This is a genomic window from Prevotella sp. P2-180, from assembly GCF_002251435.1.
GTDB lineage: Bacteria > Bacteroidota > Bacteroidia > Bacteroidales > Bacteroidaceae > Prevotella.
In genome coordinates, this window is the sequence record NZ_NPJI01000105.1 from 1 (window position 1) to 14,219 (window position 14,219).

At 47.3% G+C, this 14,219-nt stretch carries 13 protein-coding genes; 8 read left to right on the forward strand and 5 right to left on the reverse strand.

What is annotated here, in order from left to right; translation table 11 throughout:
• Nucleotides 1-207: 207 nt before the first annotated feature.
• The gene (locus tag CIK98_RS14755; protein ID WP_094385567.1) at nucleotides 208-897 is read left to right on the forward strand and encodes a SprT-like domain-containing protein; all 690 of its coding nucleotides are present in this window, start codon (nucleotides 208-210) and stop codon (nucleotides 895-897) included.
• 204 nt (nucleotides 898-1,101) lie between these two features.
• Here CIK98_RS14755 and CIK98_RS14760 read toward each other — a convergent pair whose 3' ends face one another.
• The 4 genes from CIK98_RS14760 to CIK98_RS14775 are packed head-to-tail and all read right to left on the reverse strand — an operon-like array spanning nucleotide 1,102 to nucleotide 3,534.
• Nucleotides 1,102-1,689, reverse strand: a complete 588-nt coding sequence (locus tag CIK98_RS14760; protein ID WP_094385569.1) for a Maf-like protein — start codon at nucleotides 1,687-1,689, stop codon at nucleotides 1,102-1,104.
• Nucleotides 1,690-1,691: 2 nt separating this feature from the next.
• Nucleotides 1,692-2,210, reverse strand: coding sequence for an HAD family hydrolase (locus CIK98_RS14765; protein ID WP_094385570.1), 519 nt, complete (start codon nucleotides 2,208-2,210; stop codon nucleotides 1,692-1,694).
• Between the two features lie 18 nt (nucleotides 2,211-2,228).
• Complete coding sequence (locus CIK98_RS14770; RefSeq protein WP_094385572.1) at nucleotides 2,229-3,002, reverse strand: Rossmann-like and DUF2520 domain-containing protein; 774 nt, start codon at nucleotides 3,000-3,002, stop codon at nucleotides 2,229-2,231.
• A gap of 4 nt (nucleotides 3,003-3,006) precedes the next feature.
• Nucleotides 3,007-3,534 carry a nitroreductase family protein gene (locus tag CIK98_RS14775; protein ID WP_094385574.1) on the reverse strand — a complete coding sequence of 176 codons (528 nt, stop codon included), beginning with the start codon at nucleotides 3,532-3,534 and terminating at the stop codon, nucleotides 3,007-3,009.
• A 150-nt stretch (nucleotides 3,535-3,684) separates the two neighbouring features.
• Between CIK98_RS14775 and CIK98_RS14780 the strand changes: the two genes are divergently transcribed.
• The 7 genes from CIK98_RS14780 to CIK98_RS14805 all read left to right on the forward strand — a co-directional run bounded on the left by CIK98_RS14780 (nucleotide 3,685) and on the right by CIK98_RS14805 (nucleotide 10,654).
• Nucleotides 3,685-4,659: a GNAT family N-acetyltransferase gene (locus tag CIK98_RS14780; RefSeq protein ID WP_094385576.1), complete on the forward strand. Its 975-nt coding sequence runs from the start codon at nucleotides 3,685-3,687 to the stop codon at nucleotides 4,657-4,659.
• A 62-nt stretch (nucleotides 4,660-4,721) separates the two neighbouring features.
• Complete coding sequence (locus tag CIK98_RS14785; protein ID WP_094385578.1) at nucleotides 4,722-7,097, forward strand: TonB-dependent receptor; 2,376 nt, start codon at nucleotides 4,722-4,724, stop codon at nucleotides 7,095-7,097.
• A gap of 105 nt (nucleotides 7,098-7,202) precedes the next feature.
• Complete coding sequence (gene mce, locus CIK98_RS14790; RefSeq protein ID WP_094385580.1) at nucleotides 7,203-7,607, forward strand: methylmalonyl-CoA epimerase; 405 nt, start codon at nucleotides 7,203-7,205, stop codon at nucleotides 7,605-7,607.
• A gap of 64 nt (nucleotides 7,608-7,671) precedes the next feature.
• Nucleotides 7,672-9,237 (forward strand): acyl-CoA carboxylase subunit beta, encoded by a 1,566-nt coding sequence (locus CIK98_RS14795; protein WP_094385582.1) that lies wholly within the window; start codon nucleotides 7,672-7,674, stop codon nucleotides 9,235-9,237.
• A gap of 11 nt (nucleotides 9,238-9,248) precedes the next feature.
• A complete protein-coding gene (locus tag CIK98_RS18350) occupies nucleotides 9,249-9,404 on the forward strand; it encodes a hypothetical protein (protein WP_172409979.1) in 156 nt (51 codons plus the stop codon).
• Between the two features lie 18 nt (nucleotides 9,405-9,422).
• Nucleotides 9,423-9,851 (forward strand): biotin/lipoyl-containing protein, encoded by a 429-nt coding sequence (locus tag CIK98_RS14800; protein ID WP_094385584.1) that lies wholly within the window; start codon nucleotides 9,423-9,425, stop codon nucleotides 9,849-9,851.
• A 149-nt stretch (nucleotides 9,852-10,000) separates the two neighbouring features.
• Entirely contained in the window at nucleotides 10,001-10,654 is a 654-nt protein-coding gene (locus CIK98_RS14805) for a hypothetical protein (RefSeq protein ID WP_094385585.1), read from the forward strand.
• Between the two features lie 62 nt (nucleotides 10,655-10,716).
• Here CIK98_RS14805 and carB read toward each other — a convergent pair whose 3' ends face one another.
• On the reverse strand, nucleotides 10,717-13,938 hold the full coding sequence (carB, locus tag CIK98_RS14810; protein ID WP_094385587.1) for a carbamoyl-phosphate synthase (glutamine-hydrolyzing) large subunit: 3,222 nt from the start codon (nucleotides 13,936-13,938) through the stop codon (nucleotides 10,717-10,719).
• Nucleotides 13,939-14,219: the final 281 nt, after the last annotated feature.

Genomic DNA, 14,219 nt, shown 5'->3' on the forward strand with positions numbered 1-14,219 from the left:
GTGGTTTTATAGAGTAGGTCGCAAGCGACAGAGGACACAGAGTTTCCATGCGGCAAACATGATGCGCAGCTCTCTATGAGCTCTAAATGCCTTGGCATTCAACCTCTTTCATTAGTATAAATACTCTATATCTCTTAAACTCTGTGGTTTAAAATAACTTCCGAAAGTTGAGTTTTTTTATTTCAAAACGAACAAATAATCAACAATATGAAAGCAAGCGTAGACTACGTAAAAAGCAAATTTGACGAATACAACAAACTGATGTTTGAATCAAAGTTGCCTAGGCCCTCCATTATGCTCAGTAGCGCAAAGACCTTTTTGGGCAAATGCGAGTTTAAGAAGCGAAGGCTGCCTGATGGACGTGTGGAACGCTACAACTTCTGTCTCCGCATCAATTCTCGTTTCGACCTCACTGAGCAAGAGCTGGAAGATACCATCATTCACGAGATGATACACTACTACATAGGAATATTCCAACTTAACGATACCTCAGCCCACGGACAGATATTCCGTAAGATGATGAATACGATAAACAAGCAATACGGCCGTCACATCTCTATCTCGCACAAAATGACAGACGGACAAAGAGAGGAGGCTTACGACAAGCGGAGAAGATGGCATGTGGTGGCAGTACTGGAATTTTCCGACGGACGGACAGGGATAAAAGTGTTGCCAAGGGTGCTACCCAGAATTCTCAACTACTACAACGTGATGGGCACTGACCGACGTGTGACCGGAATAAAGCTATACATGAGCGACAATATCTTCTTCAACCGCTACCCCAATTCCAGTGCCCTTAATGCCATAATCGTAGAAAAAGACATTGTCATGGAGCATCTTTCTGGAGCACGAATCATACAATGCGACGGCAAACAAGTGAAAGTTACGAAAGGGTAAAAAAAAATGGGAATCTATCTTCTCAGACCGATTCCCAATTAGGAAAATGATAAATATAGATTAAAATTACTAGTTGTCGAGTGCAAAGGTACTCGCATTATTTGAAAGTACAAAATTTTTGAACCAAAAAGACACAGAATTTAACATCGCTTAACAGCAAAATTGCATTTTAAACACGTTTTATCGCATTTCATTCCAATTTTGTCATTGTTTCAACGCCTTTAGTTCTTTCCAGATCCTTTGTACAGGCAGTCCCATCACGTTGTAGTAGCTGCCATTAAGAGAAGTGACCCCTATGTAGCCTATCCATTCCTGTATGCCGTAAGCGCCGGCCTTGTCGAATGGTTTGAAGCGAGTGACGTAGAATTCTATCTCCTCGTCGCTAAGTGAAGCGAAGGTCACGTCGGTGGCTACAGAGAAATGCCTGTGGGTGGTGGAAGTGGTGATGGACACTCCGGTGACCACACGGTGAGTCTTTCCGCTGATGGCTTTTAGCATGTCTATGGCCTCTTCCGCATTGTGAGGTTTGCCAAGTATGCGATTGTCTACTATCACCACAGTATCGGCAGTGATGATCAGGTCGTCTGGATGCATTACAGCCTTGTAAGCCTCAGCCTTCTTGCAGGCTATGTGTTCTGCCACATTGTCGTAGGGCAGGGTAGGTGGATAGCTCTCGTCGATGTTCGGAAGCACATTGACGGAAAAATCGAGGCCAAGGCCAGCAAGTAGCTCACGTCTGCGTGGTGAGTTGCTTGCAAGAATGATGTTATATGGTTTAAGATGTTCAAACATGACTACCAACCGAATGCTTTTTCGTTTTCCAACCATTTGCCTTGTGCACGAAGCACTTGTTCTATCACGTCTCTACCGCAGCCATGTCCTCCCTGATAGTCGCTGACGTATATTGACAGTTGCCTGATGTCGCTACATGCATCCTTTGGGCATACCGGACATCCCACACGTTTCATGATTTCGTAGTCAGGTATGTCGTCTCCCATATACATCACTTCCTCGTCAGAGTAGCAGTAGTTGGCGAGGAATTCTTCATAGTGGCGTATCTTTATTGCACAAGCCATATATATGTCTTCAACACCGAGGTTGGCGTATCTCTGTCTTACGCTTTCGGTTTTTCCTCCAGTGATTATGGCTATTCTCAGGCCTTGTTTCATGGCGAGCTGTATGGCGTATCCGTCTTTGATGTTCACGGTTCGCATTGGTTCGCCATTTGGGTGGAGTGTGATGGTGGATGCGCTTAGCACACCGTCGACATCAAACACTATTGCCTTGATTTTCTTTAAGTCGTAATTGATCATTTTTTTTCAAGTTTTTTCTTAACTCTTTACCTCATTGTGAATGCTTTTGCTCATCATCTCGTATATGTCTCGCATGAGAGTATTGTCGGCCAAAAGGTCCATCTGACGATTGATGACGTTGGTGTCGTAACGTACGGCAGGACCTGTCTGTGCCTTGCTTGGATGGAGGTCGTGCACCTTCGAGGCTGTCTCGTCGATAAGAGGCAGAAGCTGGTCGAAGGTCATGCCGTGACGTTCCATTATTCCTGCTGCAAGGGTGTAGCAATGGTTGACAAAATTGCATGAGAACACTGCGGCAAGATGCAGATACCTTCGGTCGGCACTCGACAGTTCGGTCACCTTGGGTGAGATACTGTGGGCTAATATGTCGATAGCAGCCTTTGCCTCGTCGTCGTTGTACTCTGTGAAAATGGGTATTGTGGCGAAATCAACGTCACGTTGCTTTGAGAAGGTCTGCATGGGATAAAGTACTCCATAATGCTTTGCCGCTCCCTTAAACACGTCGAGAGGCACGCTTCCAGCCGTGTGGATGAACACCTTGTCGTCCCTGCCATTGCAGAGTTCCGGTATAAGAGTCTGGAGGGCAGAGTCCTTGATGCTAATGATGTAGCAGTCGGAGTCGTCGTTGACCTCGCAGAGGCACGAGGTGGCCGATGAGCCAAGTGCGTCGGCAAGGGTGAGCGCATGGCAGTAGGTGGGGCTGTATACCTGGGCTATGTCATGGCCTGAGCTGGCAATGGCCTTGCCTAGTTGAGTGGCAAGATTGCCAGAGCCAATAATTGTCACTCTCATAGGCTTAGAACTTGTCGGCATGAACGTTTTCCCATTTCAGGTTGTCTTCGTTCTGTGGCTTGCGTTGGTCAGCCTTGTGTCCAATGGCAATGATGCATAGTGTGGAATAATTGGCAGGTATGTCGAGAATGCCGCGTATCACCTCATCGGCAGTGGTACCGTCTGCAAGTCCTCTTCCACGCATCTGAACCCAGCATGAGCCCAGTCCCAGTTCTTCCGCTTGATACTGCATCGACACGGCTGCTATTGAGCCGTCTTCTATCCAGCAGTCGTTGGCTTGCGGGTCTCCAAGCACTGCAATGGCAAGTGGAGCTCCCTTCATAAACTGTGAACCGAGGTCTTTTGCGTCTGCGAGTTTCTCAATGTCTGTTTTGTCTTCCACTACCACGAAATGCCATGCTCTCTGGCTTTTTGATGTGGGCGACATCAGTGCTGCCCTCAGTATGGTCTGAACGTGTTCCGGGTTTATCTCTTCGTCGGTAAATTTTCTGTGGCTTCTTCTCAGTTGTGCCAAATCTTTGAAATCAGTCATAATTTTGTCTTGTATAAATTAATATATGTGATTTTTGCCACAAAGGTAAGAAATAATATTAAAAAAATATTATTGACATGTGGTTTTTTATGTTTATTTATTATTTTTGCAGACATAAAATCAACATGAGGAGATAAGGAGTAAAGACGTATGAACGATTTGTCGATTATGATATATACCAGCGGAATGGAAATTCCGGAACTTGGGGGAAGCGACTTCTTCCATAGTACTGAGTTGTTTCATATCTACGAGCGCACGCCACGCCACAGCCCGTTGATGGCCGTGGCCAAGTATGCTGACGGACGCGAGGCTGGTCACATGCTTGCCGTGGTGAGACGACGGTCGTCGTGGCTTCCGCCATTTCTCACCTGGCACTGTCGCATTTTGGGCGAGGGCGAGTATGCCGACCGCTCTGAATCCAGCGAGGTGTTTGACCGCCTTGTGGAAGAACTGATGAGGAAGATGCCGGTAAGGGTGTTGTATGTGGAATTCAGCCATCTGTCGACAAAGATGTTTGGCTATAAGACTCTTCGCAGGTTCGGATTCTTTCCCGTAAGCTGGCTGAACATTCACAACTCGCTTCACAGCAAGTCGCCCGAGGAACGAGTCAACAAGAAGTTGCTGAAGCGTGTGACCGCCTCACAGGAGAAAGGGGTGGAGACTCATGCCGTGGCTGACGAGGAGGAGTTCAAGGACTTTATGCGACTACTTAAAGCCCATAACTATACAAAGCTGAAACGCTACATTCCTGACACTGTCTTTTTCCGTGAGGTATGGAAATCGGGATATGGAAAGCTGTATGTCACCAAATACCATAACACCGTGATAGGCTGTTGTGCCATAGCGGTTTCGAAAAACAATGCTTTTCTGTGGTATGCAGCTTTCAAGCGAAAGTCATACCATTGGTTGCATCCGGCTGAGGTTACGATATGGAATGTCATCAAAGAGGCCTATGCTGACGGCTATGATCATTTCTGCTTCCTTGATGTCGGTCTGCCCTACAGCAAAAACAAATATCGTGACATGATAATGAAATATGGCGGAAAGCAGGTGAGCGCTTTCAGATGGTTTGTGACCAGAGCAGGATGGTTGAACTCGTTGCTTTCAAGAATTTGGAGTCTGTAAATACAATATTATTCCAAATTCCTCGTTTTTTATAGTAAAACAACGTAGGAAGTTAAGGACTAATGAACATATTAAGATACATCTTCATAATAATGACATGCCTGGCGGCAAGCAACCTCCAGGCACAATCGTTCACGCTGACGGGAACCGTGGTTGATACCGACGGAAATCCCGTAGAACTTGCCACCGTGGCTTGTACGGCACAGGCAAAGGTGACGATGACAAACCTCAAAGGCAAGTTCAGCCTCGAACTCAAATCGGCTGACAGTGTAACCGTAAAGTTCTCAATGGTTGGATACAAGACAAGGCAGAGAACATTGCGAAACCCAAAGGGAAAACAAACCCTGAGGGTGGTGATGTATCCTATGGAGTCGTTGAAAGAAGTGGTGGTGACGGAAAAGAAAAGACAAACATCACAAACCGAACGCCTTGACATCGAAAATGCAAGACTGACACCGTCGGCCACAGGAAATGTGGTGGAGGAACTCATACAGCAACAAGCTGGTGTGTCCACCCACGACGAGATGTCGTCGCAATACAATGTAAGAGGCGGCAGCTTCGACGAAAACTCTGTCTATATCAACAATATAGAGGTATACAGGCCATTTCTCGTGAGAAGCGGGCAACAGGAGGGACTAAGCGTGATAAACCCTGACATGGTGGGAGAAATAGCATTCTCCACCGGAGGATTTGAGGCAAAGTATGGCGACAAGATGTCGTCGGCACTTGACATTACTTACCGACAGCCCAAGAAAGACGAGGCCAACGTGTCGTTGTCGTTGCTTGGGGCAAGCGCTTACGTGGGAGTGGCAAAAAAGAAATATACCATGAGCCATGGACTGAGATACAAGACAAACAAATATCTAGTGGGGTCAATGGACACAAAAGGAGAGTACAAGCCAGACTTCCTCGACTACCAGACATACATAAGCTACAGGCCTGACTCGCTATGGAGCGTAAACTTCATTGGCAACATATCAGAAAACCACTACAACTTCGAGCCCGACAACCGAGAAACATCATTCGGCACCATGGAAGACGTGAAAAACTTCAAGGTGTATTTCGACGGACAGGAAAAAGACCTCTTCAGAACCCTTTTTGGCGCTCTCGACATAACAAGAAAAATAGGATCCAACACATCCCTTTCGTTTCTCGCATCCGCCTTCTACACCAAGGAGGAAGAAACCTACGACATACAGGGACAATACTGGCTCGACGACACCAACACAAACTCAAACATTGCCGTGGGAACATATCTGGAACATGCGAGAAACTATCTCACAGGACATGTGGAAAGTTTCAAGCTGCTGCTGAAACACAAAATGAAAAAACACCAGGCCGAAGCCGCACTGACATACAAGTTCGAGAAGATAAAGGAAAACGCAAGCGAATATGAGATGCGCGACTCAAGCGGCTACTCCATGCCTCACAACCCGCAACGACTCGACCTAATATACTCACTAAGGTCGAAAAACGAACTCAAGGCCAACCGGCTCGAAGGCTATCTCATGGACACATACCGATTCAGTGGAAACTCAGAGAAACCAAACTACTACACACTGAACTATGGCCTGAGATTCAGCCACTGGTCGTATAACGGTGAGACCACAGTGTCGCCAAGGGCATCGTTGGCCATAGTGCCATCATTCAACAACGATGTAACACTGCGTTTCGCCACTGGACTCTACTATCAGGCACCGTTCTACAAAGACCTGAGAGATACCGCCACCGTCGACGGTCGAACGGTGGCCTATCTCAACAAGAACATCAAAAGCCAGCAGTCAATACATTTCGTTGCAGCCTTCGACTATAGGTTCAAAATGCTCGACCGGCCATTCAAGTTCACTGCCGAAGCCTACTATAAGAAGTTTCATAACCTCATACCTTATAATATTAATAATGTAAAACTTACATATTATGGTGGCAACCAGTGTGACGGATATGCCACCGGAGCCGATATGAAACTATATGGTGAGTTTGTGCCCGGAACCGACTCTTGGCTCACCCTCTCTGTTATGAAAACCCGCCAAAACCTCAACGGAGCATCTATACCACTGCCCACCGACCAACGTTATGGCATCAACCTCCATTTCACCGACTACTTCCCCGGCCTAAAACGTCTGATGGTAGCCTTGAAACTTGCCTTTGCCGACGGACTGCCCTTCGGACCTCCACACAAAGGCCTCGAGAGCATGCAGTTTAGGGCTCCCGCCTACAAGCGAGCCGACATAGGCTTGAACTATCTCATAGCCGACAATACCGATCGAAAAGGCAGTGTAATAAAAAAGATATGGCTTGGAGCCGACTGCCTGAACCTCTTCGGAATAAACAATGTCAACTCATACTATTGGGTGACAGACGTGACCGACAACCAGTATGCCGTGCCAAACTACCTTACAGGTAGGCGCATAAATGTGAGGTTTAGCGTTGAATTATAGACGAATTAACAATATTTTCAACACAATCTTTGTTGGTTTAGATTAATATCATTATCTTTGCACGGTTTTTAATTGAAACATTATACAAATTTAATACATAAAATTATGAAAATTTCTCATATTGAGCACCTGGGCATAGCTGTCCAGAGCATCGAAGAGGCACTTCCTTACTTCGAAAACGTATTGGGACTGAAGTGCTATGCAGTAGAAGAAGTGGCTGACCAGAAAGTGAAGACCGCTTTCTTGAAGTGTGGTGAGGTAAAGCTTGAGCTTCTTGAGCCGACATCACCGGATAGCACCATACAGAAATGGCTCGACAAGGGCAACCATGGTGTTCACCACGTGGCTTTCTGTATTGAGGACGGTGTGGCTAACGCATTGGCAGAGTGTGACGAGAAAGGCATTCGCCTTATCGACAAGGCTCCACGCAAGGGTGCTGAAAACCTCAACATCGCATTCCTGCATCCAAAGTCAACAATAGGCATCCTGACAGAGCTTTGCGAGCACTAAGGTCTTCAAGCTGGAGGCTTGAAGAAATTGAAGAATTAAAGAATTAAAGAATTAAAATATTAAAATGAGCAAACAATTAGAAAAGATCAAGCAGCTCATCGCAAAGCGTGAAGAAGCACGCATAGGCGGTGGTGAAAAGGCTATCGAGAAACAGCACGCACGCGGCAAATACACAGCAAGAGAGCGCATCAACATGCTTCTTGACGAAGGCAGCTTCGAAGAGTACGACATGTTTAAACTCCACCGTTGCACCAACTTCGGCATGGAGAAGAAGCAGTATCTCGGAGATGGTGTCGTGGTAGGTTCCGGTACCATCGACGGACGCCTCGTGTTCATCTTCGCACAGGATTTCACAGTCAACGGAGGTTCGCTCTCAGAGACCATGGCCCAGAAAATCTGCAAGGTAATGGACATGGCCATGAAGATGGGAGCTCCAGTTATCGGCATCAACGACTCTGGTGGCGCACGTATTCAAGAAGGTATAAATGCCCTGGCCGGATATGGCGAGATTTTCGAGCGTAACATCCTTGCTTCGGGTGTTATTCCACAGATCAGCGGTATCTTCGGTCCTTGTGCCGGTGGTGCTGTATACTCTCCCGCCCTTACCGACTTCACTCTCATGATGGAGAACACCTCATACATGTTCCTTACCGGACCTAAAGTGGTAAAATCCGTTACTGGAGAGGACATCGACCAGGAGCACCTCGGTGGAGCCAGCGTCCACGCCTCAAAGAGCGGTGTGACCCACTTTACGGCTTCAACAGAAGAGGAAGGACTGCAGATGATCAAGACTCTGCTGAGCTTCATACCTTCAAACAACATGGAGACAGCTCCACGCAAGGCTTGTACAGACCCAATCGACCGTCTTGAGGATGCACTCAACGAGATTATCCCTGACAACGGCAACGAGGCTTACGACATGTACAAGGTGATAGGCGGTATAGTAGACGATGGCGAGTTCTTTGAAATACAGCCGAAGTTCGCACGCAACATCATCATCGGTTTTGCACGCTTCAACGGCCAGAGCGTAGGTATCGTGGCAAACCAGCCTTCAGTTTACGCCGGTGTGCTTGACGTTAACGCCAGCCGCAAGGGTGCCCGTTTCGTACGTTTCTGCGACGCTTTCAACATTCCTATCGTATCGCTTGTCGACGTGCCAGGCTTCCTTCCCGGTACCGGACAGGAGTACAATGCCGTTATCCTCCACGGCGCCCAGTTGCTTTACGCTTACGGTGAGGCCACAGTGCCAAAGATTACCGTGACATTGCGTAAGAGCTATGGCGGTAGCCACATCGTTATGGGATGTAAGCAGCTTCGTGCCGACCTCAACTACGCATGGCCTTCAGCCGAAATCGCAGTTATGGGTGCCTCCGGTGCCGTGGCTGTGCTTTGCGCAAAAGAGGCAAAGGCAAAGAAAGATGCCGGAGAAGATGTAAAGGCATTCCTTGCAGAAAAGGAAGATGAGTATAACGACCTGTTCGCTACTCCATACCAGGCTGCAAAGTATGGTTACATCGACGATGTCATCGAACCGCGCAATACTCGTTTCCGCATCTGCCGCGGTCTGGCCCAGCTCGCTACAAAGCGTGAGAGCCTGCCTGCCAAGAAGCACGGAAATATCCCAATGTAAAAATAATCATTATGGCAAACGACAAAAATGTATACGCAGCCATTGCACTGGCAATCCACGAACATCTGGGTAACAACGTCCACGACGCTGAATCGTGCGTCATCACAATCAATGAGCGCAACACCCAGTGGAACGGATTCGCATTGAGCATGACAGAGCGTCCATAAATAGGTAGCAATCAGAATATGAAAGAGTATAAATATACCATAGACGGTAAAATATATGAAGTGACAATAGGCGACATCGTTGACAATGTGGCTGCTGTCACTGTAAATGGAGAAGACTACAAAGTGGAGATGGAACCTGAAAAGGAACCCGAAAAGCCAAAGGTTGTCAGACCTGTAGCAGCTCCTGCCGCTGCCCCGGCATCATCATCTTCAAGTAGCCGTGCTGCAAACGCCAATAATTCTGTCAAGGCTCCACTGCCTGGCACCATTATTGAAGTTAAGGTTAGCGTAGGCGATGAAGTTGCTGCTGGTGACACTGTCGTTGTGCTTGAGGCAATGAAGATGGCCAACAACCTCGAAGCTGAAAAGCCTGGCAAGGTGACGGAAATTTGCGTGCAACCAGGGCAAAGTGTCATGGAAGACGAAGTGCTCGTTGTCATTGAGTAAATGACCGGACTATTAATACAATGAATCCTTTCCGGGATATTATTTCCCCGGGAAGGATTTTTTTTTGTAATATTGAAAAAAAACATAGGAAAATTTGGTTATCTGAATCAAAATACGTAACTTTGTCGAAAATAATAAGTACTACAACTATGACACAGATAACACAAGACAATTTTGATATAGAATATCAAGACCTTATTGAAGTGGAACGCATAGACAAGTTTGTCAGCGACGAAATGGAACGGCAAATCCACCGTTACATAAAGGCTTATCACGGCAGCAAGGATATTATGGACAAGTTTATACAAAGGCTGAAAGGAATGTCGGTCGAGCAGAAAGAGGAAGCCATTGCCGCTTATATCGACATCAACAGAAAAGCTGTTAGCGGACTAGACCTGCAGATTGTTCTTGCTCGCGCCATGGCAAACTATTGCGACACGTTCCTCTATTTTAAGACAATGCTCAACGACAAGAAGAAGTTTGATTTCTACCTGAAACGTATTAAGGAGAAATACACACGGCTTCACGAGGTATTTGAGCAAGACGGACTATTTGGTATCAAAAACTACAAAGGCGATATCCTTGTACAACCAAAGTATGACTTCCTCAGGAGGGTATACACTAATGTGGACGACAGGAAGACCATGCCTGTCATTGCACAGAAAGACGGAAAGATGGGACTCATACTGCCTGACGGTCACGATACTATAGTGGCTGATTTCATCTACGATGACATTAGCCTTCGTGACGAATATCCGTATTTCGAGGCTACGAAAGACGGGGAGACAATACTGATTGAATAAGAGAAAGCTAAAGAAATGGCTGGGGAAGTTAGCTTCCCCAGCCATTTCTTTAACTTCTACCTTTAAGCGTTATACTCCTGCCAGCTCTTTATCTTTATGTCATCAAGCTTCATGGAGCAGAAGGCTTCAACAAAGGCCTTGGCCAAACGGACATTGGTCATAAGAGGAATGTTATGGTCGATGGCACCACGACGGATGCGGTAACCGTTGGTCAGCTCACGCTTTGTCTGGTTCTTGGGAACATTGATGATGAGGTCGAACTTGTGTTCGGCTATCATGTCCATCACCTTGTTTTCACCATCCTCGTCAGGCCATGATACAACAGTGGACTTTACTCCATTGTCGGCAAGGAACTTGGATGTACCCTCTGTGGCATATATGGTATATCCCGCTTCGGCAAGTTTCTTCATTGGTTCAAGAAGGTCCACTTTACCTTTCAGACCACCCGAAGATACAAGTATGTTATGGCGCGGAATGCTGTAGCCGGTGGCTATCATGGCGTTGAGAAGAGCCTCGTTGAAGTCGTCGCCAAGACAACCTACCTCACCCGTGGACGACATGTCGACACCAAGCACAGGGTCGGCATTCTGCAGACGTGCGAATGAGAACTGGGATGCTTTTACGCCAATTCGGTCGATGTCAAATTCTCCCTTTGAAGGACGTTCGTATGAAGCGTCGAGCATGATGCGTGTGGCTGTGTCGATGAAGTTGCGCTTCAGGATCTTGCTCACAAACGGGAACGAACGTGATGCGCGAAGGTTGCATTCTATCACCTTTATCTCGCTGCCCTTTGCCAAGTACTGGATATTGAACGGACCGCTAATGTTCAGTTCCTTGGCTATGCGGCGTGAAATCTTCTTTATGCGGCGGATAGTTGAGAAATAAATGTTTTGGGCAGGGAATACCATTGTGGCGTCGCCTGAATGTACTCCGGCATACTCAATGTGCTCAGAGATGGCATACTCTATCACTTCGCCCTTGTCGGCAACGGCATCAAACTCTATCTCCTTTGTGTCTTGCATGAACTGTGACACCACAACAGGGAAGTCCTTGCTCACCTCGGTTGCCATCTGGAGGAAACGCTCCAGTTCGTCAAAGCTGTAGCAAACGTTCATGGCTGCTCCGGAGAGCACGTATGACGGACGTACGAGGACTGGGAATCCTACCTGGTCGACAAAACTCTTGATGTCGTCAAACGAGGTGAGGGCACGCCATGCCGGCTGGTCGATGCCAAGACGGTCGAGCATGGCAGAGAACTTGTCACGGTTTTCAGCACGGTCGATGTCGATAGGTGAGGTGCCGAGAATGGGCACTCCATAATTGTGAAGGCGCATGGCAAGATTGTTTGGTATCTGGCCTCCTACGCTTACTATGACTCCACGGGGCTGTTCGAGGTCGATAATGTCAAGAACTCGCTCAAGCGACAACTCGTCGAAATACAGACGGTCGCACATGTCGTAGTCGGTCGACACAGTCTCTGGGTTGTAGTTTATCATTATCGACTTGTAGCCGAGCTTACGTGCGGTATTGACGGCATTTACCGAACACCAGTCAAACTCCACCGACGAACCGATACGGTAAGCACCAGAGCCAAGCACCACTACCGACTTCTCGTTTTTGTAGAAATCAATGTCGTTGTCGTTCACCGCATACGTCATATATAGATAGTTGGTAAGCTCCGGATGTTCGCTTGCCACTGTGTTGATGCGCTTCACGGCAGGAACGATGCCAAGGCTCTTGCGATGGCGGCGCACCTGTGCGTTCTCCTTCTCCATATTTCCCGAAGTAGGTTTCAATACAAAACGGCTGATTTGGAAATCAGAGAAACCTGCAATCTTCGCTTCTTTAAGCAAACTCTCGGGAAGTGACTGCAAGTCGTTGTATTTTTGGAGGTTATGCTTAATGTCTACAATATGCTTCAAGCGCTCAAGGAACCATACGTCAATCTTTGTCAGTTCTTCTATGCGCTCCACGCTATAGCCTTCCTCGAGAGCTTGTGCAATGGCAAAGATACGAAGATCGGTAGGATTCTCCAACTCATGGTCGAGATTCTCAAACGAAGTATGGTCGTTGCCAACAAATCCATGCATACCCTGTCCAATCATTCTCAAGCCTTTCTGTATCATCTCCTCAAACGAACGTCCTATGGCCATTATTTCGCCTACAGACTTCATCGAAGAACCTATCAGACGGCTTACGCCGGCAAACTTGGTAAGGTCCCAGCGAGGTATCTTGCATATCATGTAGTCGAGCTGCGGGGCGACATAGGCAGAGTTGGGAGTGCCCATCTCGCCTATCTGGTCGAGTGTGTAGCCCAAAGCTATCTTTGCTGCCACGAAGGCGAGCGGATAACCGGTGGCCTTTGAGGCAAGTGCCGAAGAACGGCTCAGTCGGGCGTTCACCTCTATGATGCGGTAGTCGTTGGTAGTGGCGTTGAATGCAAACTGAATGTTACACTCACCCACAATCTCAAGGTGACGCACGCAGCGGATAGAAATTTCCTGAAGCATCTTCACCTGCTCGTCGGTAAGAGAGCATGTAGGAGCTACCACAATCGACTCTCCGGTGTGTATGCCGAGCGGGTCAAAGTTTTCCATAGAGGCAACGGTGAAACAATGGTCGTTGGCGTCACGTATCACCTCAAACTCAATTTCCTTCCATCCCTTCAGCGACTCCTCTACAAGAATTTGTGGTGCAAAGGTGAATGCGCTTCCTGCAAGTTCCTTGAACTCTTCCTCATTGCGGCATATTCCTGAACCAAGTCCTCCCAGCGCGTATGCAGAGCGTATCATTACGGGGAATCCAATGCGGTTGGCGGCAGCCACGGCATCGTCCATGGTCTCAACTGCCTGGCTGACAGGAGTCTTCAGCTCTTTCTCGTTAAGCTTGCGTACAAACAAGTCACGGTCTTCAGTGTTCATGATGGCTTCAACGGAAGTGCCCAACACTTCCACGCCATACTCCTTCAGCACGCCTGTTTGGTATAGCTCAGTACCGCAGTTAAGGGCAGTCTGTCCGCCAAATGCGAGCAGTATGCCGTCAGGTCTTTCCTTTCGTATTATCTCTGTCACAAAATGAGTGTTGACAGGCTGGAAATACACCTTGTTGGCAATACCTTCCGATGTCTGGATAGTAGCGATGTTAGGATTGACAAGAACAGACGAAATGCCCTCGTCGCGTAAAGCTTTGAGAGCCTGCGAGCCAGAATAGTCAAACTCGCCGGCTTGTCCGATTTTCAGGGCACCCGAACCCAATACTAGTACCTTCGTGAGTTTCTTTTTCATATCAAATATGTTGTTTAAAGTTTCTATCTCTTGGCATTGTCTTAAAAAACCTTTGCAAAGATACATCTTTAATTCCGAAAATGTAGATATAAAAGTGTAATATTAAGATTTTTTTTGATAATGGTGATTGTCAGGTATCCATTCGGCAAATAAAAATTTCAAACACAATGAAGTGAACCCAAAAGAAGTTCGGGTTCACTTCGGTATTTTGGCGCAATGCCTTTTAGAGGTATACGTTGGCTCCCATGCAGGAAGTCACGCCGAGCGTGGTCGCTATAGCT

Coding starts and splice junctions, on each gene's coding strand:
- CIK98_RS14805 (WP_094385585.1), top strand. CDS start 10,001: ATGACACAGATAACACAAGACAATTTTGATATAGAATATCAAGACCTT.
- CIK98_RS14775 (WP_094385574.1), bottom strand. CDS start 3,534: ATGACTGATTTCAAAGATTTGGCACAACTGAGAAGAAGCCACAGAAAA.
- CIK98_RS14760 (WP_094385569.1), bottom strand. CDS start 1,689: ATGTTTGAACATCTTAAACCATATAACATCATTCTTGCAAGCAACTCA.
- carB (WP_094385587.1), bottom strand. CDS start 13,938: ATGAAAAAGAAACTCACGAAGGTACTAGTATTGGGTTCGGGTGCCCTG.
- CIK98_RS14795 (WP_094385582.1), top strand. CDS start 7,672: ATGAGCAAACAATTAGAAAAGATCAAGCAGCTCATCGCAAAGCGTGAA.
- CIK98_RS14780 (WP_094385576.1), top strand. CDS start 3,685: ATGAACGATTTGTCGATTATGATATATACCAGCGGAATGGAAATTCCG.
- CIK98_RS14800 (WP_094385584.1), top strand. CDS start 9,423: ATGAAAGAGTATAAATATACCATAGACGGTAAAATATATGAAGTGACA.
- CIK98_RS14755 (WP_094385567.1), top strand. CDS start 208: ATGAAAGCAAGCGTAGACTACGTAAAAAGCAAATTTGACGAATACAAC.
- CIK98_RS14770 (WP_094385572.1), bottom strand. CDS start 3,002: ATGAGAGTGACAATTATTGGCTCTGGCAATCTTGCCACTCAACTAGGC.
- CIK98_RS18350 (WP_172409979.1), top strand. CDS start 9,249: ATGGCAAACGACAAAAATGTATACGCAGCCATTGCACTGGCAATCCAC.
- CIK98_RS14785 (WP_094385578.1), top strand. CDS start 4,722: ATGAACATATTAAGATACATCTTCATAATAATGACATGCCTGGCGGCA.
- mce (WP_094385580.1), top strand. CDS start 7,203: ATGAAAATTTCTCATATTGAGCACCTGGGCATAGCTGTCCAGAGCATC.
- CIK98_RS14765 (WP_094385570.1), bottom strand. CDS start 2,210: ATGATCAATTACGACTTAAAGAAAATCAAGGCAATAGTGTTTGATGTC.